Source organism: Kocuria salina (genome assembly GCF_013368965.1).
GTDB lineage: Bacteria > Actinomycetota > Actinomycetes > Actinomycetales > Micrococcaceae > Kocuria > Kocuria rosea.
Map to the genome: position 1 here is coordinate 73766 of NZ_SSSF01000004.1, position 18637 is coordinate 92402.

Annotated in this window: 16 protein-coding genes; 13 read left to right on the top strand and 3 right to left on the bottom strand. The window is 73.4% G+C overall.

Translation table 11 applies throughout. The features are described 5' to 3' along the window. Positions 1-87: 87 nt before the first annotated feature. From E7Z53_RS09490 to nrdR, 10 genes are all read left to right on the top strand, one after another. Positions 88-819, top strand: coding sequence for a polyphenol oxidase family protein (locus E7Z53_RS09490; RefSeq protein WP_035924050.1), 732 nt, complete (start codon positions 88-90; stop codon positions 817-819). Continuing rightward, complete coding sequence (locus tag E7Z53_RS09495) at positions 816-1595, top strand: YggS family pyridoxal phosphate-dependent enzyme (protein WP_176337663.1); 780 nt, start codon at positions 816-818, stop codon at positions 1593-1595. Before E7Z53_RS09490 ends, E7Z53_RS09495 begins: the two co-directional genes overlap by 4 nt. A 128-nt stretch (positions 1596-1723) precedes the next feature. Beyond that, positions 1724-2245: a cell division protein SepF gene (locus E7Z53_RS09500; RefSeq protein ID WP_017833680.1), complete on the top strand. Its 522-nt coding sequence runs from the start codon at positions 1724-1726 to the stop codon at positions 2243-2245. A gap of 9 nt (positions 2246-2254) precedes the next feature. Continuing rightward, positions 2255-2545, top strand: a complete 291-nt coding sequence (locus tag E7Z53_RS09505; protein WP_017833679.1) for a YggT family protein — start codon at positions 2255-2257, stop codon at positions 2543-2545. Between the two features lie 153 nt (positions 2546-2698). After that, positions 2699-3436: a DivIVA domain-containing protein gene (locus E7Z53_RS09510; RefSeq protein ID WP_176337664.1), complete on the top strand. Its 738-nt coding sequence runs from the start codon at positions 2699-2701 to the stop codon at positions 3434-3436. Positions 3437-3638: 202 nt separating this feature from the next. Further along, positions 3639-4229 carry a signal peptidase II gene (gene lspA, locus E7Z53_RS09515; protein ID WP_176337665.1) on the top strand — a complete coding sequence of 197 codons (591 nt, stop codon included), beginning with the start codon at positions 3639-3641 and terminating at the stop codon, positions 4227-4229. Beyond that, on the top strand, positions 4222-5172 hold the full coding sequence (locus tag E7Z53_RS09520) for an RluA family pseudouridine synthase (protein ID WP_017833676.1): 951 nt from the start codon (positions 4222-4224) through the stop codon (positions 5170-5172). Before lspA ends, E7Z53_RS09520 begins: the two co-directional genes overlap by 8 nt. 91 nt (positions 5173-5263) lie before the next feature. Further along, positions 5264-8812 carry a DNA polymerase III subunit alpha gene (gene dnaE, locus E7Z53_RS09525; RefSeq protein ID WP_017833675.1) on the top strand — a complete coding sequence of 1183 codons (3549 nt, stop codon included), beginning with the start codon at positions 5264-5266 and terminating at the stop codon, positions 8810-8812. 58 nt (positions 8813-8870) lie between these two features. Next, positions 8871-10226, top strand: coding sequence for a histidinol dehydrogenase (gene hisD / locus E7Z53_RS09530; RefSeq protein WP_035924045.1), 1356 nt, complete (start codon positions 8871-8873; stop codon positions 10224-10226). Between the two features lie 7 nt (positions 10227-10233). Continuing rightward, positions 10234-10803, top strand: coding sequence for a transcriptional regulator NrdR (gene nrdR / locus E7Z53_RS09535; RefSeq protein ID WP_081994156.1), 570 nt, complete (start codon positions 10234-10236; stop codon positions 10801-10803). Positions 10804-11040: 237 nt separating this feature from the next. On the opposite strand, the gene ppgK is transcribed toward nrdR, so the two are convergent. Together ppgK and map are read right to left on the bottom strand one after the other, a co-directional pair. Continuing rightward, the gene (ppgK, locus tag E7Z53_RS09540; RefSeq protein WP_017834143.1) at positions 11041-11853 is read right to left on the bottom strand and encodes a polyphosphate--glucose phosphotransferase; all 813 of its coding nucleotides are present in this window, start codon (positions 11851-11853) and stop codon (positions 11041-11043) included. A gap of 58 nt (positions 11854-11911) precedes the next feature. Continuing rightward, a complete protein-coding gene (gene map / locus E7Z53_RS09545) occupies positions 11912-12811 on the bottom strand; it encodes a type I methionyl aminopeptidase (RefSeq protein ID WP_017834144.1) in 900 nt (299 codons plus the stop codon). A gap of 131 nt (positions 12812-12942) precedes the next feature. On the opposite strand from map, the gene E7Z53_RS09550 reads away from it, so the two are divergent. Continuing rightward, positions 12943-13119, top strand: coding sequence for an SPOR domain-containing protein (locus E7Z53_RS09550; RefSeq protein ID WP_017834145.1), 177 nt, complete (start codon positions 12943-12945; stop codon positions 13117-13119). A gap of 64 nt (positions 13120-13183) precedes the next feature. Here E7Z53_RS09550 and panB read toward each other — a convergent pair whose 3' ends face one another. Continuing rightward, positions 13184-14020: a 3-methyl-2-oxobutanoate hydroxymethyltransferase gene (gene panB / locus E7Z53_RS09555; RefSeq protein ID WP_176337666.1), complete on the bottom strand. Its 837-nt coding sequence runs from the start codon at positions 14018-14020 to the stop codon at positions 13184-13186. A gap of 137 nt (positions 14021-14157) precedes the next feature. Here panB and glnA point away from each other — a divergent pair, with 137 nt between their 5' ends. Beyond that, positions 14158-15498, top strand: coding sequence for a type I glutamate--ammonia ligase (gene glnA, locus E7Z53_RS09560; protein WP_017834147.1), 1341 nt, complete (start codon positions 14158-14160; stop codon positions 15496-15498). A gap of 18 nt (positions 15499-15516) precedes the next feature. After that, entirely contained in the window at positions 15517-18582 is a 3066-nt protein-coding gene (locus E7Z53_RS09565; RefSeq protein ID WP_176337667.1) for a bifunctional [glutamine synthetase] adenylyltransferase/[glutamine synthetase]-adenylyl-L-tyrosine phosphorylase, read from the top strand. Positions 18583-18637 lie beyond the last annotated feature (55 nt).

Consider the following 18637-nt stretch of genomic DNA (forward strand, 5'->3'; position numbering starts at 1 on the left):
CGCGTCCGCCCCCAGGGCGCGTTAAGCCCCGCCGCCGGTTCCTCCGGCGGCGCGACGAGACACGACGAGCAACGACAGGAGGACCCGGTGCTCTGGTGGCAGGACGACGTCGGGCAGGGCGTCCGGGTGGCGTTCACGGACCGCGGCGCGGGCAACCTCGCCCTGCACACGGGCGACGACCCGGACGCGGTGCGGGCCCGCCGGGCCGCGCTCGAGCGGTCGATCGGCGTGCCCGGGGGCTCCCTGGTGTTCCTCGACCAGGTGCACGGCACCGACGTGGCCGACGCGGACCGGCACGACCGGCCGGCCGTGCCGACCGCGGACGCCGCGGTCACGGCGACGGGCGTGCCGCTGGCCGTGATGGTCGCCGACTGCGTGCCCGTCGTGCTGGTCGGGGAGGGGCCCCGCGGCCCGCTCACGGGCGTGGCGCACGCCGGGCGCCGCGGCCTGCTCGAGGGCGTGCTCGAGCGCGCCGTCGAGCAGCTGCGGGCCCGGGGCGCGAGCGGGCTGTCGGCCTGGCTCGGCCCCTCGATCTGCGGCAGCTGCTACGAAGTGCCGGCCGCCATGCGCGAGGAGTCCGCGGAGCGGATCCCCGCGGTGGCCGCCACGACGTCCTGGGGCACCCCTGCCCTCGACCTGCGCGCCGGGGCCCGGGAGCGGCTGACCGCCCTTGGGGTCGGCGTCGTCGAGCCGTCGGGGGCCGGCCCCTCCTGCACCCTCGAGAACGAGCGGCTGTCCTCGCACCGCAGGAACCCCGGCTCCGGCCGCATCGTCGGCCTCGTCTGGCGCTCGGGTCCCCGCGGGGAGGACGCCGCGTGAGCGCCGACCCGGCCGCCGCCCCCGGCGGCGACGATCCGCGGACCCTGGAGCTCGCCCGGTCCCTCGACCGGGTGCGTGCCCGGATCGCGGCCGCGGCGCGGGGGAGCGGGGCGGCCGAGGAGCCCGTGCTGGTCGCCGTGACGAAGTTCTTCCCGGCCGCGGACGTGGCCCGGCTGCACCGGCTCGGCGTCCGGGACGTGGGGGAGAACCGGGACCAGGAGGCCGCCGCCAAGGCGCGGGAGGTGGCCGGGCTCGTGGACGGACCCCTCACCTGGCACTTCGTGGGCCAGCTCCAGTCCAACAAGGCGAAGTCGGTGGTGCGCTACGCGGGGTGGGTGCACTCCGTGGACCGGGCCTCCCTGGTCACGGCCCTCGGCAAGGCGGTGCAGCGGCACCGGGAGGCCGTGGCGGCCGGGGACGCGGCCCCCGGGCCGTGCGCCGAGCAGGACCTGACGTGCCTCGTCCAGGTGTCCCTGGACGCCGAGGAGCGCCGCGGCGGCGCCCGCCCCGAGGACGTCGTCGGGCTCGCCGAGCAGATCGCCGGCACCGAGGGCCTGCGGGCCGGGGGCCTCATGGCCGTCGCCCCGCTGGGGGCGCCCCCGGGGCCCGCCTTCGACCGCCTCCAGGAGCTCTCGCAGCGGCTGCGGCGGCCCCTCCCGGAGGCCGCGGCCGTGTCCGCGGGGATGAGCCAGGACCTCGAGGAGGCGGTCGCTCGGGGAGCCACGCACGTGCGCGTCGGCTCCGATATCCTCGGGCCCCGGGCGCCCGTAGGATAGCTTGGAGGACGGCCCCGCGGGGCCAGGGCCGTACCGCGTTCCGGGCAGCACCACGGGCGCAGGGCGGTCCGAGGATCCCGGAACTCCCCCCACCGCCGATATCCGCACAGACAGTCAAGGAGAGCACCATGGCCGGAGCGTTGCGCCGCACCATGATCTATCTCGGCCTCGCCGAGACGGACGAGGACTACGACGAGCCGACGCCGTCCCGCCAGGAGCACCAGCCCACCGCCGCGGTCCGCGAGGAGCCGCGCGAGGCCCGCGCCCACGAGTCCACCGCAGTGGCCGTGCCGCGCCGGTCGGCCGAGTACCGGGCGCCGGTCACCCCCATCAAACGCGCCCCCTCCAGCTCTCGAGAGGACAGCTCGACCTTGCGCACGATCACCACGGTCCACCCCCGCTCCTACAACGACGCGAAGTCCATCGGCGAGGCCTTCCGCGAGGGCACGCCCGTCATCATGAACGTCAGCGACATGGGCGACGCCGAGGCCAAGCGCCTGGTGGACTTCTCCGCAGGCCTGGTCTTCGCCCTGCACGGCTCCATCGAACGGGTGACCGGCAAGGTCTTCCTGCTCACCCCGTCCTACGTGGAGGTCGTCGGGCACCCCGCCGGCGGCGAGGACGAGACCGACGACCACCAGGAGGACTGAGGCGGACCGATGGACCTGTTGCTCTCCGTGCTGTACCTGGCACTGCACCTCGTGTACGTCGCGCTGCTCGCGCGCCTCGTGCTCGACTGGGTGCAGATGTTCGCCCGCAACTGGCGGCCCCGCGGAGCCGCCCTCGTCGGGGCCTCCGCCGTGTACACCGTCACCGACCCGCCGATGCGGTGGCTCCGGCGGATCGTGCCGCCCCTGCGCTTCGGCGGGGTGTCGCTGGACCTCGGGTTCCTCATCCTCATCTTCGCCGTCAGCATCGTCCAGGGCATCATCGGCTCGATGCTGGTCTGACGCCGTGCCGGTCCGACCCGGCCCGCCGGGGACCGGCCTGTACGCTGTAACCGCACGACCACCGGGCGCCGGCCACCGCGCCGCCCCGGCCCCGGTCGGACGGATCCCCCGCCGCGGGCCGCGCCCGCGCTCCGCCCACGAAGGAATGCACCCATGGCTCTGACGCCCGAAGACGTCATCAACAAGCGGTTCCAGCCCACCAAGTTCCGGGAGGGCTACGACCAGGACGAGGTCGACGACTTCCTCGACGAGATCGTCGTGGAGCTGCGCCGCCTGAACCAGGAGAACACCGACCTCAAGCAGCAGCTCGAGGCCGCCGGGCAGCCCGTCGCGCCCAAGGACTCCGCGCCGTCGCCCGTCTCCGAGCCCGGCCTCCCGGTCGCCGAGGACACCGCCGGAGAGACCGCTGGGGAGACCGTCGAGGCCCCCGCCCCGGTCGCCGGCGGCGCGCCGCAGGAGGCGGTGGAGCTGACCTCGCCCGCCGCGGCCGGCACCGGAGCCGCCGAGACCGTCCCCGCGGAGACCGCGCCCGCCTCCGGCGCGGCGCAGTCCGCGGCCGGAGTCCTGGCGATGGCCCAGAAGCTGCACGACGAGTACGTCGCCGAGGGCACCGCCGAGCGGGACCGGATCGTCGGCGAGGCCCGCGAGCGGGCCGAGGAGCTCGTCACGGACGCCCAGCGCACGCGCGAGGAGACCCTCACGGCCCTCCAGGAGGAGCAGGCCGAGCTGCAGGCCCGCGTCTCGGGGCTGCGCGCCTTCGAGCAGGACTACCGCACCAACCTCAAGGCGTACATCCAGGACCAGCTGCAGGACCTGGACACCACCCCGTCCCTCGAGCCCGCACAGGCCGCGGACGGCGCCGTCGGCCCGGTCCGGTCCGAGCAGGCCTAGCCGCCGCGCCGCGACGCGCACCCCGCGGAGGGACCGGCCACGTGCCGGTCCCTCCGTCGTCGTCCGCCCCGGGCCGCCCTGGCGGGGCGCCCCCGGGGCGGATGGCTCCCCGGCGGACGTGGCACCATGGAACGGGGCCGACGTCCCCGCCGCCCCGCCACCCGGGGCGGGCCCGATCCCCGCCCCGCCACCCGAGGAGAGCATGAGCGAGTCCCCCGAAGTCCCCGCCGGAGCACCCGACCGCCGGACCCCGCGGGGCGTCCTCCTCCTCGCCGCGGCCGCCGCGCTGCTGGTGTACGCCGCGGACCAGCTCACCAAGTGGTGGGTCGTCGCGACCATGGAGCTCGGCCAGCGGACGCCGGTGGTCGAGGGACTGCTGTGGTGGCAGTTCATCCGCAACCCCGGCGCCGCGTTCTCCCTGGGGGAGAACATCACCTGGGTCTTCACCCTGGTCATGGTGGTCGTCTCCGTCCTCATCGTGCTCACCCTCCGCCGCGTCCGCTCGGCCGCGTGGGCCCTGGCCCTGGGGCTCGTCCTCGGCGGCGCCCTCGGCAACCTGACCGACCGGCTCCTGCGGGAGCCCGGCTCCGGGATGGGCCACGTGGTGGACTTCATCGCCGTGCCGCGCTTCGCGATCTTCAACATCGCCGACTGCGGGGTGGTCGTGGGGGTCTCCCTCGTGGTGCTCCTGACGCTGCTCGGCCGGGAGCTCGACGGCACCCGCACGGGCGCGGGCGCCCCGGGCGCGCAGCCGGTCGAGGCCGCGCCGGAGGAGGAGGGCACCCGTGGCTGAGCCCGAGGAGCACGTGCAGGAGCGCTTCACCGTGCCGCCCGAGCTCGAGGGCCAGCGCGCGGACGCGGCCGTGGCCGCCCTCACCGGGCTCTCCCGCTCCGCGGCCGCCGTGCTCTGCGCCGAGGGCCGCGTGCTGCACCGCGACCGGCCCGTCGCCAAGTCCTTCCGGGTCGAGGCCTCGCAGACCCTCACCGTGCACGTGCCCGTCCCCGAGGACCCGGCCCGGATCGTGCCCCAGCTGGTCGAGGACTTCCGCGTGGTGCACCTGGACGACGACATCGTGGTGATCGACAAGCCCCCCGGCGTCGCCGCGCACCCCTCACCGGGCTGGAAGGGACCGACCGTGGTCGGGGCCCTGGCGGGCGCGGGCGTCACCGTGAGCACCTCCGGCGCCCCCGAACGGGCCGGTGTGGTGCACCGGCTCGACGTCGGCACGTCCGGGCTGATGGTCGTGGCCCGCACCGAGCGCGCGTACACCGCGCTCAAGCGCGCCTTCAAGGACCGGACGGTGACGAAGGTCTACCACACGGTGGTGCAGGGCCTCCCGGACCCGCTGCGCGGGACGATCGACGCGCCGATCGGGCGCCACCCCGGCTACGACTGGCGCTTCGCCGTGGTCGACGGCGGCCGCGCGTCGATCACCCACTACGAGGTCCTGGAGGCCTTCGGCCGGGCGGCGCTCGTGGAGGTGCACCTGGAGACCGGCCGCACCCACCAGATCCGCGTGCACTTCTCCGCGCTGCGCCACCCGTGCTGCGGGGACCTCACCTACGGCGCGGACCCCGCGCTGTCGGCCGGCCTCGGGCTCACCCGGCAGTGGCTGCACGCCAAGCGCCTGGGCTTCGAGCACCCCGGCACGGGCGAGCCCGTCGAGTACGAGAGCCCGTACCCGCCGGACCTCTCCTTCGCCCTCGAGACGCTGCGCGACGGCGGTCCCGCCTGACCCGGCGGAGCGGCCCCGGCCGGGGGAGCCGGCCGCCGCGGGACGGCCCCGGCGGGGCGGAGCGGTCGGTGCGGACCACTACACTGGTCGGGTGACGACGGCGACCGGCAAGAACAGCTTCACCCACCTCCACGTGCACACCGAGTACTCGATGCTCGACGGTGCGGCACGCCTCGACGACCTCTTCGAGGCCTGCCACGAACTGGGGATGTCCTCCCTGGCGACGACCGACCACGGCTTCGTCTTCGGGGCCTTCGACTTCTGGAACAAGGCCCGCAACGCGGGGATCAAGCCCATCATCGGCGTGGAGGCCTACCTGACGCCGGGCACCGCCCGCTCCGACCGCACCCGCGTGAAGTTCGCCGACGGCGGCCGGGACGACGTCTCGGGCGGCGGCGCCTACACGCACATGACGCTGCTCGCGGAGACCACCCAGGGCATGCAGAACCTGTTCCGCGCCTCGTCCCTGGCGTCCCTGGAGGGCCAGCTGTACAAGCCGCGCATGGACCGCGAGCTGCTGAACACCTACGGCAAGGGCCTCATCGCCACCACAGGCTGCCCCTCCGGCGAGGTGCAGACCCGCCTGCGCCTGGGCCAGTACCAGGAGGCGCGGCAGGCCGCGGCGGAGTTCCGCGACATCTTCGGCGCCGAGAACTACTACTGCGAGCTCATGGACCACGGCCTGGGGATCGAGAAGCGGGTCACCGGCGACCTGCTCAAGCTCGCCAAGGACCTGCAGCTGCCGCTCGTGGCCACCAACGACCTGCACTACACCCACGCCGAGGACGCGAAGTCCCACGCCGCCCTGCTGTGCGTGCAGTCCGGCTCGACGCTGGCGGACCCGAAGCGGTTCAAGTTCGACGCCGACGAGTTCTACCTGAAGTCCCCGGCGGAGATGCGGGAGCTGTTCCGGGACTTCCCCGAGGCGTGCGACAACACCCTGGAGATCGCGGAGCGGTGCAACGTCGAGTTCGACACCTCCGCAAACTACATGCCCCGCTTCCCGACCCCCGAGGGCCACGACGAGGAGTCCTGGTTCGTCGAGGAGGTGCAGCGGGGCCTGCACCACCGCTTCCCCGGCGGGATCCCCGAGGACGTGCAGCGGCAGGCCGACTACGAGAAGGGCATCATCCTGCAGATGGGCTTCCCCGGGTACTTCCTGGTGGTGGCCGACTTCATCAACTGGGCCAAGAACAACGGGATCCGGGTGGGCCCGGGCCGCGGCTCCGGGGCCGGCTCGATGGTCGCGTACGCCATGCGCATCACCGAGCTGAACCCGCTGGAGCACGGCCTGATCTTCGAGCGCTTCCTCAACCCGGACCGCGTCTCCATGCCCGACTTCGACGTCGACTTCGACGACCGCCGCCGCTCCGAGGTGATCCACTACGTCACCGAGAAGTACGGCGACGAGCGCGTGGCCATGATCGTCACCTACGGCACCATCAAGGCCAAGCAGGCGCTCAAGGACTCCTCGCGCGTGCTCGGCTACCCCTTCTCGATGGGGGAGAAGCTGACCAAGGCCATGCCGCCGGACGTCATGGGCAAGGGCATCTCCCTCAAGGACGTCTACGACGAGAGCGCCAAGCGCTACGGGGAGGCCGACGAGCTGCGCGAGATCCTCGCCCAGGACCCGGAGGCGAAGAAGATCTTCGACACCGCCGAGGGCCTCGAGGGGCTCAAGCGGCAGTGGGGGGTGCACGCGGCGGGCGTCATCATGTCCTCGGACCCGCTGATCGACATCATCCCGATCATGCGCCGCGAGCAGGACGGGCAGGTCATCACCCAGTTCGACTACCCCACCTCCGAGGGGCTCGGGCTGATCAAGATGGACTTCCTGGGGCTGCGCAACCTCACGATCATCTCCGACGCGATCGAGAACATCACGCTGAACCAGGACGGGTTCGTCCTCGACCTGGAGAACCTCCTGCTCGACGACGCCGAGTCCTACGAGCTGCTGGCCCGCGGCGACACCCTCGGGGTGTTCCAGCTCGACGGCGGGCCCATGCGCCAGCTGCTCAAACTCATGCGCCCCGACAACTTCGAGGACATCTCCGCGGTCATCGCGCTGTACCGCCCGGGTCCCATGGGCGCGAACTCGCACACGAACTACGCGCTGCGCAAGACCGGCCAGCAGGAGATCACCCCGATCCACCCCGAGCTCGAGGAGCCGCTCGCGGAGATCCTCAACACGACCTACGGCCTGATCGTCTACCAGGAGCAGGTCATGGCGATCGCCCAGAAGGTCGCGGGGTTCACGCTCGGCCAGGCGGACATCCTCCGCCGCGCCATGGGCAAGAAGAAGAAGTCGGAGCTGGACAAGCAGTACGAGGGCTTCCACGGCGGCATGGTGGAGCGCGGCTACTCCGAGGCCGCGATCAAGGCCCTGTGGGACATCCTCCTGCCCTTCTCGGACTACGCGTTCAACAAGGCCCACTCCGCCGCCTACGGCCTCGTCTCCTACTGGACGGCCTACCTCAAGGCGCACTACCCGGCCGAGTACATGGCCGCGCTGCTCACCTCGGTGGGCGACGACAAGGACAAGCTCGCCCTGTACCTCACCGAGTGCCGCCGGATGGGCATCACCGTGCTGCCCCCGGACGTCAACGAGTCCGCGCTGAACTTCACCCCGGTGGGCACCGACATCCGCTTCGGGATGGGCGCGGTGCGCAACGTGGGCGCCAACGTGGTCAGCGCGATGGTCGAGGCCCGGGAGGAGCACGGCGCCTTCACCTCCTTCAACGACTTCCTCGCGAAGGTCCCCGCCGTGGTGTGCAACAAGCGCACCATCGAGTCCCTGGTCAAGGCGGGCGCCTTCGACCGGCTGGGCCACACCCGGCGCGGACTCGTGCTCTGCCACGAGGAGGCCGTGGACGCCACGGTCGCCGTCAAGCGCCAGGAGGCGGCCGGGCAGTTCGACCTCTTCGGGGGCATGGGGCTGGACGACGAGGACCCCTCGACGTCGCTGACCGTCGCGGTGCCGGACGTGCCCGAGTGGGAGCGCAAGGACCTGCTGGCCTTCGAGCGCGAGATGCTCGGCCTGTACGTCTCCGACCACCCGCTGCGCGGCCTCGACGAGGCGCTCGGGCAGTACGCCGACACCTCGATCCAGCCGCTGCTCGGCGAGGACGGCCGGCCCGACGGCGCCGTGGTGACCGTGGCGGGCATGATCACCTCCCTGTCCCGGCGGATCGCCAAGACCTCGGGCAACGCCTACGCGCGGGTGGAGCTCGAGGACCGGACGGGTTCGATCGAGATCATGTTCTTCGGCAAGGCCTACGCCCCCATCGCGGGCGTGCTCGCGGAGGACCTCATCTGCGTGATCAAGGGCCGGCTGCAGCGCCGGGACGACGGGTCGGTGACGATCTCCGCGCAGGAGCTCACCGTGCCGGAGCTCTCGGCGGACGGGCACAGCGGCCCCGTGCTGATCGCCCTGCCCGAGTTCCGCGCCACGGAGGAGACGGTCAAGGAGATCGGCGCGGTGCTGCGCAACCACCGCGGGGACTCCGAGGTGCGCATCCACCTCGAGACCCGCCAGAAGGTGCAGGTCCTGCGCCTGGGCCCCGATCTGCGGGTGAACCCCTCACCGGCGCTGTTCGGGGACCTCAAGGTGCTGCTCGGCCCGACCTGCCTGGAGGTGTAGCCCACCGGGCGGCTGAGCGCAAGGCCCGGCACCCGGCCGGGCGCCGCGGTGGAATACCATGGAGAGCGTGACTACTGCTGAGACGACCACGACTCCCGTCCTGCGAACGATCGACCTGCGCGGCCGGCACCTGTCCTGGTCCGAGCTGCGGGCGGCAGTGCCCCGGCAGAGCTCCACGTCGCTCGCCTCGGCGCAGCAGGCCGTGGAGGAGATCATCGCCGCGGTCCGCACCGAGGGCGCCGTCGCCCTGCGCCGCTACGCGCAGCGCTTCGACGGCGTGGCCCAGGACCGGCTGCGCGTCGACCCGGCGGAGATCCGGCGGGCGGTCGACGAGCTGGACCCGGCCGTGCGCCGGGGCCTGGAGACCGCCATCGAGCGCACCCGGGCCTTCGCGCAGGCGCAGCGCCCGGCCGACGCCCGCGTCGAGGTCGCGCCCGGCGCCGTGCTCGTGCACCGATGGACGCCCCTGCGCCGGGCGGGACTCTACGTGCCCGGCGGGCTGGCCGTCTACCCCTCGTCCGTGGTCATGAACGTCGTCCCGGCCCAGGCGGCCGGGGTCGGCTCCGTGGTGCTGTGCAGCCCGCCGCAGAAGGAGTTCGGGGGGCTGCCGCACCCCACGATCCTCGCGGCCGCGGGGCTGCTCGGGGTGGACGAGGTCTGGGCCATCGGCGGCGCCCAGTCGCTGGCCGCCATGGCCCACGGGGTCACGGACGGCGAGGACGTCCTCGAGCCGGTCGACACCGTGACCGGTCCGGGCAACGTCTACGTCGCCACCGCCAAGCGCCTGCTCCGCTCCGTGGTCGGCGTGGACGCCGAGGCGGGGACCACCGAGATCGCCGTGCTGGCCGACGACACCGCCGTGCCGGCCTACGTGGCCGCCGACCTGATCTCCCAGGCCGAGCACGACCCCGCCGCCGGCGCGGTGCTGATCACCCACTCGCCCGAGCTCGCCGAGCGGGTCGCCGCGGAGCTCGCCGTCCAGGTCCCCGAGGCGAAGCACCGGGAGCGGATCACCACCGCCCTGTCCGGGCCGCAGTCCGGGATCGTGCTCACCGACGACCTCGACTCCTCGATCGGCGTGGCCGACGCCTACGCCGCCGAGCACCTCGAGATCCACACCGCCGACCCGCAGGAGGTGGCCGCCCGGGTGCGCAACGCGGGGGCGATCTTCCTGGGGCCCTACAGCCCCGTCCCGCTCGGCGACTACGCGGCGGGCTCGAACCACGTGCTGCCCACGGGCGGGACGGCGGTGCACGCCCAGGGCCTGTCCACCACCGCCTTCATGAAGGCGGTGCAGATCGTCGAGTACACCCAGGACGCGCTCGCCGTGATCGGGGAGGACATCGTGGCCGTCGCGCGCTCCGAGGACCTGCCCGCGCACGGCCGGGCCATCACGATCCGCACCGGGAGCTGATCCGACCGTGCACTGCCCGTTCTGCCGTCACACCGACTCCCGCGTCGTCGACAGCCGCACCACGGACGACGGGACGGCGATCCGCCGCCGCCGCCAGTGCTCCGAGTGCGGCCGGCGCTTCACCACGCTCGAGACCACGACCATCTCGGTCATCAAGCGCTCGGGCGTCACCGAGCCCTTCGACCGGCAGAAGATCGTCAACGGGGTGCGCAAGGCCTGCCAGGGGCGGCCGGTGAGCGAGGACGACCTCGCGATGCTCGCCCAGGAGGTCGAGGAGACGATCCGGGCGCTGGGCGCCGCGGAGATCGAGGCGCACGAGGTGGGGCTCGCGATCCTGGCCCCGCTCCGCCGGCTGGACGTTGTGGCGTACCTGCGCTTCGCCAGCGTCTACCAGGCCTTCGACGGCCTGGGGGACTTCGAGGAGGCGATCGACCTCCTGCGCCGGCAGCAGGCCGAGCAGACCGGGCAGCAGACCATCCCCGCCACCGTGGAGCCCATCGGCGCCGCCCGGAAGCGCAGCGGCCGGCGGCCGCGGGGCAAGGGCCTCGAGGGCGTGTCCCAGCCGAGGCTGCTCTGACGACCCGCCCGTGCGGTGCACCGGCTCCGGCCGCCACGTCCCGGCGTGTCCCTTGCCGCAGGCCGGAGGAGGACCGTAGAGTGGGGTCCACAACAAGCTCCCGCCGGGGGCTGCGGAGGGGAAGCCGCGGCCCCCGGCGGGTTTTTTTCTGCCCCCGGCCGGATCGTTCCCGCCCGGTCACGACGACGCCCGGTCACCTCCTCGCGGAGGTGACCGGGCGTCGTCGTCGGACCGGGCTCAGCTCTCGGGCGCGTGCGGGATGCCGGCCCACAGGGCGGCGCCCACGATCCCGGCGTTGTTGCGGAGCTCGGCGACCTTCACGGGCGTGCGCAGCTCGATGAAGGGGAGGAACTTCTCCGCCTTCTTCGACACCCCGCCGCCGACCACGAACAGGTTGGGCGAGAACAGGAACTCCACGTGGCTGAAGTAGCGCTGCAGGCGGGTGGTCGCCCACTTCTTCCACGGCATGTCCTCGCGCTCGCGCGCGGCGGCGGACGCCTTCGTCTCGGCGTCGTGGCCGTCGATCTCCAGGTGCCCCAGCTCGGCGTTCGGGACGAGCTTGCCGTTGAGGATCAGGGCGGAGCCGATCCCGGTGCCCAGGGTGATCACGATGACCAGACCCTTGACGCCCCGTCCGGCGCCGTAGACGGCCTCGGCCAGCCCCGCGGCGTCGGCGTCGTTGAGGGCCTCGACCGGACGGCCGAGCCGTTCGGTCATGAGGCCGTCGACGTCCGTGCCGATCCAGGACTTGTCGATGTTCGCCGCGGACAGGGCCACGCCCTCCTTGATGATCGCCGGGAAGACGATGCCCACGGGCGAGTCGGGAGCGGGAGCCTCGGGACGGGACTGCAGCTCCGCGACGATCTGCTGCATCACCTCCGCGACCTTCTCGGGGGTGGCCGGGCGGGGCGTGGCGATCCGGAAGCGCTCGCCGACGAGCTCGCCCGTGTCGAGGTCCACGATCCCGCCCTTGGTCCCGGTGCCGCCGAAGTCGATGCCGATGACGCGGCGGTTCGGGACGGCGGCGACGTCGCGGTCTGGTGTGGTCATGGGGCGGTCCTCTCGTGGGGCCGTGGTCGGATGATCAGTGGGCAGTCTACGGCAGGGCCTACGGAAGGGTGAGGACGTCCGCCCCGTCCTCGGTGACGGCCATGGTGTGCTCGAACTGCGCGCTGCGCCGCCGGTCGCGCGTGGTCACGGTCCAGTCGTCGTCCCACTGCTCCCACTGGATCGTGCCCAGGGTCAGCATGGGCTCGATCGTGAAGACCATGCCCGGGACCATCGGGGTGGAGTAGGACGGCGCGGCGTCGTAGTGGGGGACGATCAGCCCGGAGTGGAACTCCCGGCCCACCCCGTGGCCGGTGAAGTCCCGCACCACGCCGTAGTCGAAGCGCCGGGCGTACTTCTCGATGACGCGGCCGATGACATTGATCTCCCGGCCCGGGCGGACGGCCTTGACGGCCCGGTTCAGGGCCTCCTCGGTGCGCTCGACCAGCAGGCGGGACTGCTCGTCGACCTCGCCCACCAGGAACATCCGGTTGGTGTCGCCGTGGAAGCCGTCCTTGTAGGCCGTGACGTCCAGGTTGATGATGTCGCCCTCCTCCAGCACCGTGGAGTCGGGGATGCCGTGGCAGATCACCTCGTTGAGGGACGTGCAGATGGACTTGGGGAAGCCCCGGTACCCCAGGCAGGAGGGGTAGGCCCCGTGGTCGCACAGGTACTCGTGGGCGATCCGGTCGAGCTCGTCCGTGGTCGTGCCCGGCACGGCGGCCCGGCCGGCCTCCTGCAGGGCGCGCGCCGCGATCCGGCCCGCCGCGCGGATGAGCTCGATCTCGTCCGGGGTGTAGACGTTGCCGCCGCGGCCCTCGTCCGGCTCCGCCCGGCCCACGTACTCGGGGCGGGGGATGGACGCCGGCACGGGCCGGCCGGGGGTCACGGCGCCGGGGGCGAGGGCGCCGACGGGGGCGGTGCCGCCGGGGGCGGGAGCGGTGAGGTTGTGCGTGGGCACGGGGGTCTGGACCTCCTGGATCGGGTGGGCCGACCCCGTCCGGGCCGGTCCGGGCCTAGGATCTACCCTAGCGCGCCGGGCACGGGGCCGGTCCGGTCACCGGGGCCCGGCGGCCGTCGAGAGGAGAGGTCATGGCCGAGTACTGGTTCAACACCTACACCCACCAGGTCGAGGAGGGCCCGCAGTCGGACTACCGCAAGCTGCTCGGGCCCTACGCCACGCGCGAGGAGGCGCAGAACGCGCTGAAGCTCGCCGCGGAGCGCACCCGGCAGTGGGACGAGGAGGACCGCGCCTTCGAGGAGGGCTGATCCGCCGCGGGCGCAGCACCCCGAGGGTCGGGGCGCCCCGGAGCGGTGCGCCGGGCGCGGTGGCTCAGAAGCCGTGCTCCGGGGCCGGGAAGGCCCCCGAGCGCACGTCCTCGACGTAGCGGCCCACGGCGTCGGAGACCACCCCGTGCAGATCCGCGTACTGCCGGACGAAGCGCGGCATCCGGCCCCGGCGCAGCCCCAGCATGTCCTGCCACACGAGCACCTGGCCGGTGGTCGCGGGCCCGGCCCCGATGCCCACGGTCGGGATCTCCAGGGCGGCGTCCACGGCCGCGGCGGCCTCCGCCGGGACCATCTCCATCACCAGGCAGAAGGCCCCGGCGTCCTCGAGGGCGCGGGCGTCCTCCGCGAGCTTGCGCGCGGCGTCGCCGCGCCCCTGCACCCGGTACCCGCCCAGGGCGTGCTCGCTCTGCGGGGTGAAGCCGATGTGGGCCACGACGGGCACCCCGGCCTGGACCATGGCCCGGACGTGGGGGGCGAACCACGCCCCGCCCTCGAGCTTCACCGCGTGCGCGCCGCCCTCCTTGAGGAAGCGCACCGCGGTGGCCACCGCCTGCTCGGGGGAGGCCTCGTAGGAGCCGAAGGGCAGGTCCACCACCACGAACGCGCGCTCGACGGCGCCGGACACGGCACGGCACATCGGCAGCAGCTCGTCCACGGTGACGGGCAGGGTGCTGGAGTGGCCCAGGACGTTGTTGCCCGCGGAGTCCCCGACCAGCAGCGAGTCGACGCCGGCCGCGTCGAAGATCGCCGCCGTCAGGGCGTCGTAGCACGTGAGCATCGTGAACTTCTCGTCACGGCGCTTGGCCTCGCGCAGGTGGTGCGTGCGCACCCGGCGCACGTCCAGCGCGCCCGGTGCCGGACGGGGTGTCTCCTGGGTCATGGCCCCACCCTATCGGGCGCGCCCGTCCGCGCCGTCCGGTCCGGCGGGCGCGGCGGGACAGCGCGTTAGAGTGGGCGGGACAGCAGGCGTGCCCGGGCGGCACAGCACTCCCGGGCAGGAAGACGAGGAAGACAACCATGGACCGTCAGCAGGAGTTCGTCCTCAGGACCATCGAGGAGCGCGACGTGCGCTTCGTGCGCATGTGGTTCACGGACGTCGTCGGGAGCCTCAAGTCGGTGGCCCTGGCCCCCGCCGAGGTCGAGGCGGCCTTCGAGGAGGGGCTCGGCTTCGACGGCTCCTCCATCGAGGGCCTGTCGCGGGTCTCCGAGGCGGACATGCTCCTGCAGCCGGACCCGTCCACGTTCCAGATCCTGCCCTGGCGCAGCGAGACGGAGCCCACCGCCCGGATGTTCTGCAACATCCTCACCCCGGACGGCGAGCCCTCCTCCTCGGACCCGCGCGGGGTGCTCAAGCGGGTGCTGGAGAAGGCCTCGGACATGGGCTTCACCTGCTACACGGCGCCGGAGATCGAGTTCTACCTGCTGAAGTCCGCGGACCTCGACGCCGAGGGCCGGCCCACGCCCGTGGACCACGAGGGGTACTTCGACCACGTGCCGGGCGGCGTGGTGCAGGACTTCCGGCGCAAGGCCGTGAACATGCTGGAGGCCGTCGGGATCTCCGTCGAGTTCTCCCACCACGAGGCCGGCCCCGGGCAGAACGAGATCGACCTGCGCTACGCCGACGCCCTGCAGACGGCCGACAACATCATGACGTTCCGCACGGTCATCAAGGAGGTCGCGCTCTCGCAGGGGCTGTACGCGACCTTCATGCCCAAGCCGTTCACCGAGCACCCCGGCTCCGGCATGCACACCCACTTCTCGCTCTTCGAGGGGGACACCAACGCCTTCTTCGAGGCCGGGTCCGAGTTCCGCCTCTCCCGCACGGCCGGGCACTTCATCGCCGGCATCCTGCGGCACGCTCCCGAGTTCACGTCGGTGACCAACCAGTTCGTCAACTCCTACAAGCGGCTGTGGGGCGGGGGAGAGGCCCCCTCCTACCAGTCCTGGGGCCACAACAACCGCTCCGCGCTCGTGCGGGTGCCCCTGTCCAAGCCGGACAAGGTGCAGGCCGCACGCATCGAGTACCGCGGCATCGACTCCGCCACGAACCCCTACCTCTCCTACGCCGCGCTGCTGGCCGCGGGTCTGCGGGGCATCGAGAACGAGTACGAGCTCCCGCCCGTGGAGCTGGACGACGTCGCGGCGATGAGCTCCGCGGAGCGCCGCGCCCTCGGCCACAACCCGCTGCCCTCGAGCCTGTACGACGCCATCCGGGAGACCGAGGAGTCGGAGTTCATGGCCGAGCTGCTCGGGGAGCAGGTCTACGACTACTTCCTGCGCAACAAGCGCCGCGACTGGAACGACTACCGCCGGGTCGTCACGCACTTCGAGCTCAAGAACAACCTCGGCATCCTCTGACCCCGGACGGACCGTCCCATGACACACCCTCCCCAGTCCGCGGCCCCGGCGGGCACCGTCCCGTCCGGCCGTCTCATCAAGGTCGGCTTCGCGGACACGGGCAACGCCCAGCGCTGGCTCGGCTTCCCGGAGCTCGCCGAGGTCGACCTCGACCGGCTGCTGGAGGGTCTGGCCCTGGCGGCCTCGCCCGATGTCGCCCTGCGGCTCACCGTCCGGCTCCTCGAGGGCTCCCCGGAGCTCGCCGAGCGGATCAACGCCGGCCCTGAGGCCTCCGAGGCCATGTTCCGGCTACTGGGCTCCTCCGAGGCGCTCGGGGAGTTCCTGCTCCGGCGCCCCGAGCACCTGGACCTGCTCGCGGAGCCCGCCGCCGCCGAGCCGGCGGAGATCCCCGGCGAGCAGTTCCGGGACGCGCTGCTGACGGCGGTCGGCGCGGACCCCGCCGCCCGGACCCCGGTGGCCGCCGGGACCGGTGACGCCGCCTGCAGCGCCCTGCGCGCGGCCTACCGGCGGGAGCTGACGCGCATCGCGATCCGGGACGTCGGGGCCCTCTACCCCGCCGACCACATGCCCGCGGTGGGCCGCCAGCTCGCCGACCTGGCCGCTGCGGCCCTCGAGGGGGCGCTCGCCGTCTCCCGGGCGGAGGCGGCGGGGACCTGGGCCCCCGGGACCGTCGACCGGGTGCGGCTCGCCGTGATCGGGATGGGCAAGTGCGGCGCCCGGGAGCTCAACTACATCTCCGACGTCGACGTCGTGCACGTCATGGCCGTCGAGGACCCGGACGGCGCGGAGCCCCTGGACGGGGCGGAGGCCACCGTCATCGCCACGGCCCTCGCCACGGGCACCGCCCGGGCGCTCATGGCCCGCGGCGCGGAGCCCCCGCTGTGGGAGGTGGACGCCAACCTCCGGCCCGAGGGCAAGGACGGGCCGCTCGTGCGCACCTTGGACTCGCACGTGCGCTACTACGAGCGGTGGGCCGAGTCCTGGGAGTTCCAGGCCCTGCTCAAGGCCCGGCCCGTGGCCGGGGACCCGGAGCTCGGGGCGGCCTACCGCAAGGCCATCGAGCCGTTCGTGTGGCGCAGCTCCGGGCGCGAGGGCTTCGTCGAGTCCGTGCAGGCCATGCGCCGGCGGGTCACCGACAACATCCCGGCCGCCGAGGGCGAGCGCCAGATCAAGCTGGGCCCCGGCGGGCTGCGCGACGTCGAGTTCACCGTCCAGCTCCTCCAGCTGGTGCACGGGCGCACGGACGAGCGGGTCCGGACCCAGGCCACGACCGAGTCCCTGGCCGCGCTCTCCGAGGGCGGGTACATCGGCCGCCGGGACAGCGAGCAGTTCTCCGCCCACTACCGCTGGCTGCGCCTCCTGGAGCACCGCATCCAGCTGTTCCGGCTGCGCCGCACGCACCTCATGCCGCGGGGCGAGCAGGAGCTCACGGTCATCGCCCGCTCCCTGCGCGGCGCCGCGGACACCGCCCGCCCCTCCGGCGACTCGCTGCTCGAGGAGTGGCGCAAGGTCAAGCGCAGCGTCCGGGGGATGCACGAGCGGATCTTCTACCGGCCGCTGCTGGCCGCGCTCGCCCACCTGCCCGAGACCGACACCCAGCTCTCGGCGGAGTCGGTGCGGGACCGGCTCGCCGCGCTCGGCTACCGGGACCCGAAGGCCGCCGTGCGCCACATCGAGGCGCTCACCCGCGGCGTCAGCCGGCGGGCCGAGATCCTGCGCACCCTGCTGCCCGTGCTCCTGGCCTGGCTGGCCGACGGCGTCGACGCCGACGCGGGGCTGCTGGGCTTCCGGCGGCTCTCCGAGTCCCTCGGGACCACCCCCTGGTTCCTGCGCCTGCTCCGCGACTCGAACGCCGCCGCCGAACGCCTGTGCCAGATCCTCTCCAGCTCCCGGTACGTCACCGACCTGCTGGAGAACTCTCCGGAGGCGACCGCCTGGCTCGGCCAGGACGACGAGCTGTGCCCGGTGTCCTTCGAGACGCTGTGGAGCGAGATCCGCGCCCAGATGGCCCGTCACCCCGACCCCGGGGAGGCCGTGCGGATGATCCGCCTCATCCGCCGCCGCGAGGAGCTGCGCGTGGCGCTCGCGGACACCTCCGGGCTGCTCGACGTCGAGCAGGTCGTGGCGGCGCTGTCCGACATCGACCGGGTCTGCGTCCTGGGCGCCCTGCACGTGGCCGAGCGGGAGGTCTACGACCGCGCCGGCCGGCTCGCCGACGTCCTCGTCGTCGCGATGGGCCGGCAGGGCGGGCGGGAGATCGGCTACGGCTCCGACGCCGACGTCATGTACGTCTACGCCCCGGTGGGGGACGCGGACCCCGCCGCGGCCCGGGAGCAGGCCGAGACCCTGCTGCAGCGGATGGTGCAGCTGCTCAAGGCGCCCTGCACGCCGCCCATCGTGGCGGAGCGCGTGCTGGAGATCGACAACGACCTGCGCCCCGAGGGCAAGCAGGGGCCCATGGTGCGCTCCGTCGAGTCCTACGCCGAGTACTACGCCCGGTGGGCGCAGACCTGGGAGTTCCAGGCGCTCACCCGGGCGCTGCCCCTGGCCGGCAGCGACGAGCTGGCCGACGCGTTCCGGCGGGTCGTGGACCCGCTGCGCTACCCGGCGGAGTTCACGGAGCGCCAGCTGCTGGAGATCCGGCGGATGAAGGCCCGCGTGGAGAACGAGCGGATGCCGCGCGGCGCGGACCCGGCCCGGCACCTGAAGCTGGGCCGCGGCGGGCTCTCGGACGTCGAGTGGCTCGTCCAGACGCTGCAGCTCCAGCACGGGCACCGCGTCCAGGGGCTGCGGACCACGAGCACCCTGCGGGCCCTGCACGCCGCCGAGGAGGCCGGTCTCGTGACCGCCGAGGACGCCCTGGCCCTGTCCGCCGCGTGGCGGCTGGCCACGGCCGTGCGCAACGGCAACGTCCTGCGGACCGGGCGCCGCTCCGACGCCCTGCCCGCCAAGCGGGCCGACCTCGAGGCGGTGGCCCGCTGGTGCGGGTACCCCCACGGTGGCGCCGGCCGGCTCGAGGAGGACTACCTGCGCACCACCCGCAAGGCCCGCGCCGTGTTCGAGCGGCTCTTCTACGGCCACTGACGGCGGCCATCGTCGGCGGCTACCGACGGCGTCGTCGTCGGACTGCCGGCGGCAT

Coding starts and splice junctions, on each gene's coding strand:
- E7Z53_RS09510 (WP_176337664.1), top strand. CDS start 2,699: ATGGCTCTGACGCCCGAAGACGTCATCAACAAGCGGTTCCAGCCCACC.
- ppgK (WP_017834143.1), bottom strand. CDS start 11,853: ATGACCACACCAGACCGCGACGTCGCCGCCGTCCCGAACCGCCGCGTC.
- lspA (WP_176337665.1), top strand. CDS start 3,639: ATGAGCGAGTCCCCCGAAGTCCCCGCCGGAGCACCCGACCGCCGGACC.
- glnA (WP_017834147.1), top strand. CDS start 14,158: ATGGACCGTCAGCAGGAGTTCGTCCTCAGGACCATCGAGGAGCGCGAC.
- panB (WP_176337666.1), bottom strand. CDS start 14,020: ATGACCCAGGAGACACCCCGTCCGGCACCGGGCGCGCTGGACGTGCGC.
- E7Z53_RS09500 (WP_017833680.1), top strand. CDS start 1,724: ATGGCCGGAGCGTTGCGCCGCACCATGATCTATCTCGGCCTCGCCGAG.
- E7Z53_RS09550 (WP_017834145.1), top strand. CDS start 12,943: ATGGCCGAGTACTGGTTCAACACCTACACCCACCAGGTCGAGGAGGGC.
- hisD (WP_035924045.1), top strand. CDS start 8,871: ATGGAGAGCGTGACTACTGCTGAGACGACCACGACTCCCGTCCTGCGA.
- E7Z53_RS09505 (WP_017833679.1), top strand. CDS start 2,255: ATGGACCTGTTGCTCTCCGTGCTGTACCTGGCACTGCACCTCGTGTAC.
- E7Z53_RS09565 (WP_176337667.1), top strand. CDS start 15,517: ATGACACACCCTCCCCAGTCCGCGGCCCCGGCGGGCACCGTCCCGTCC.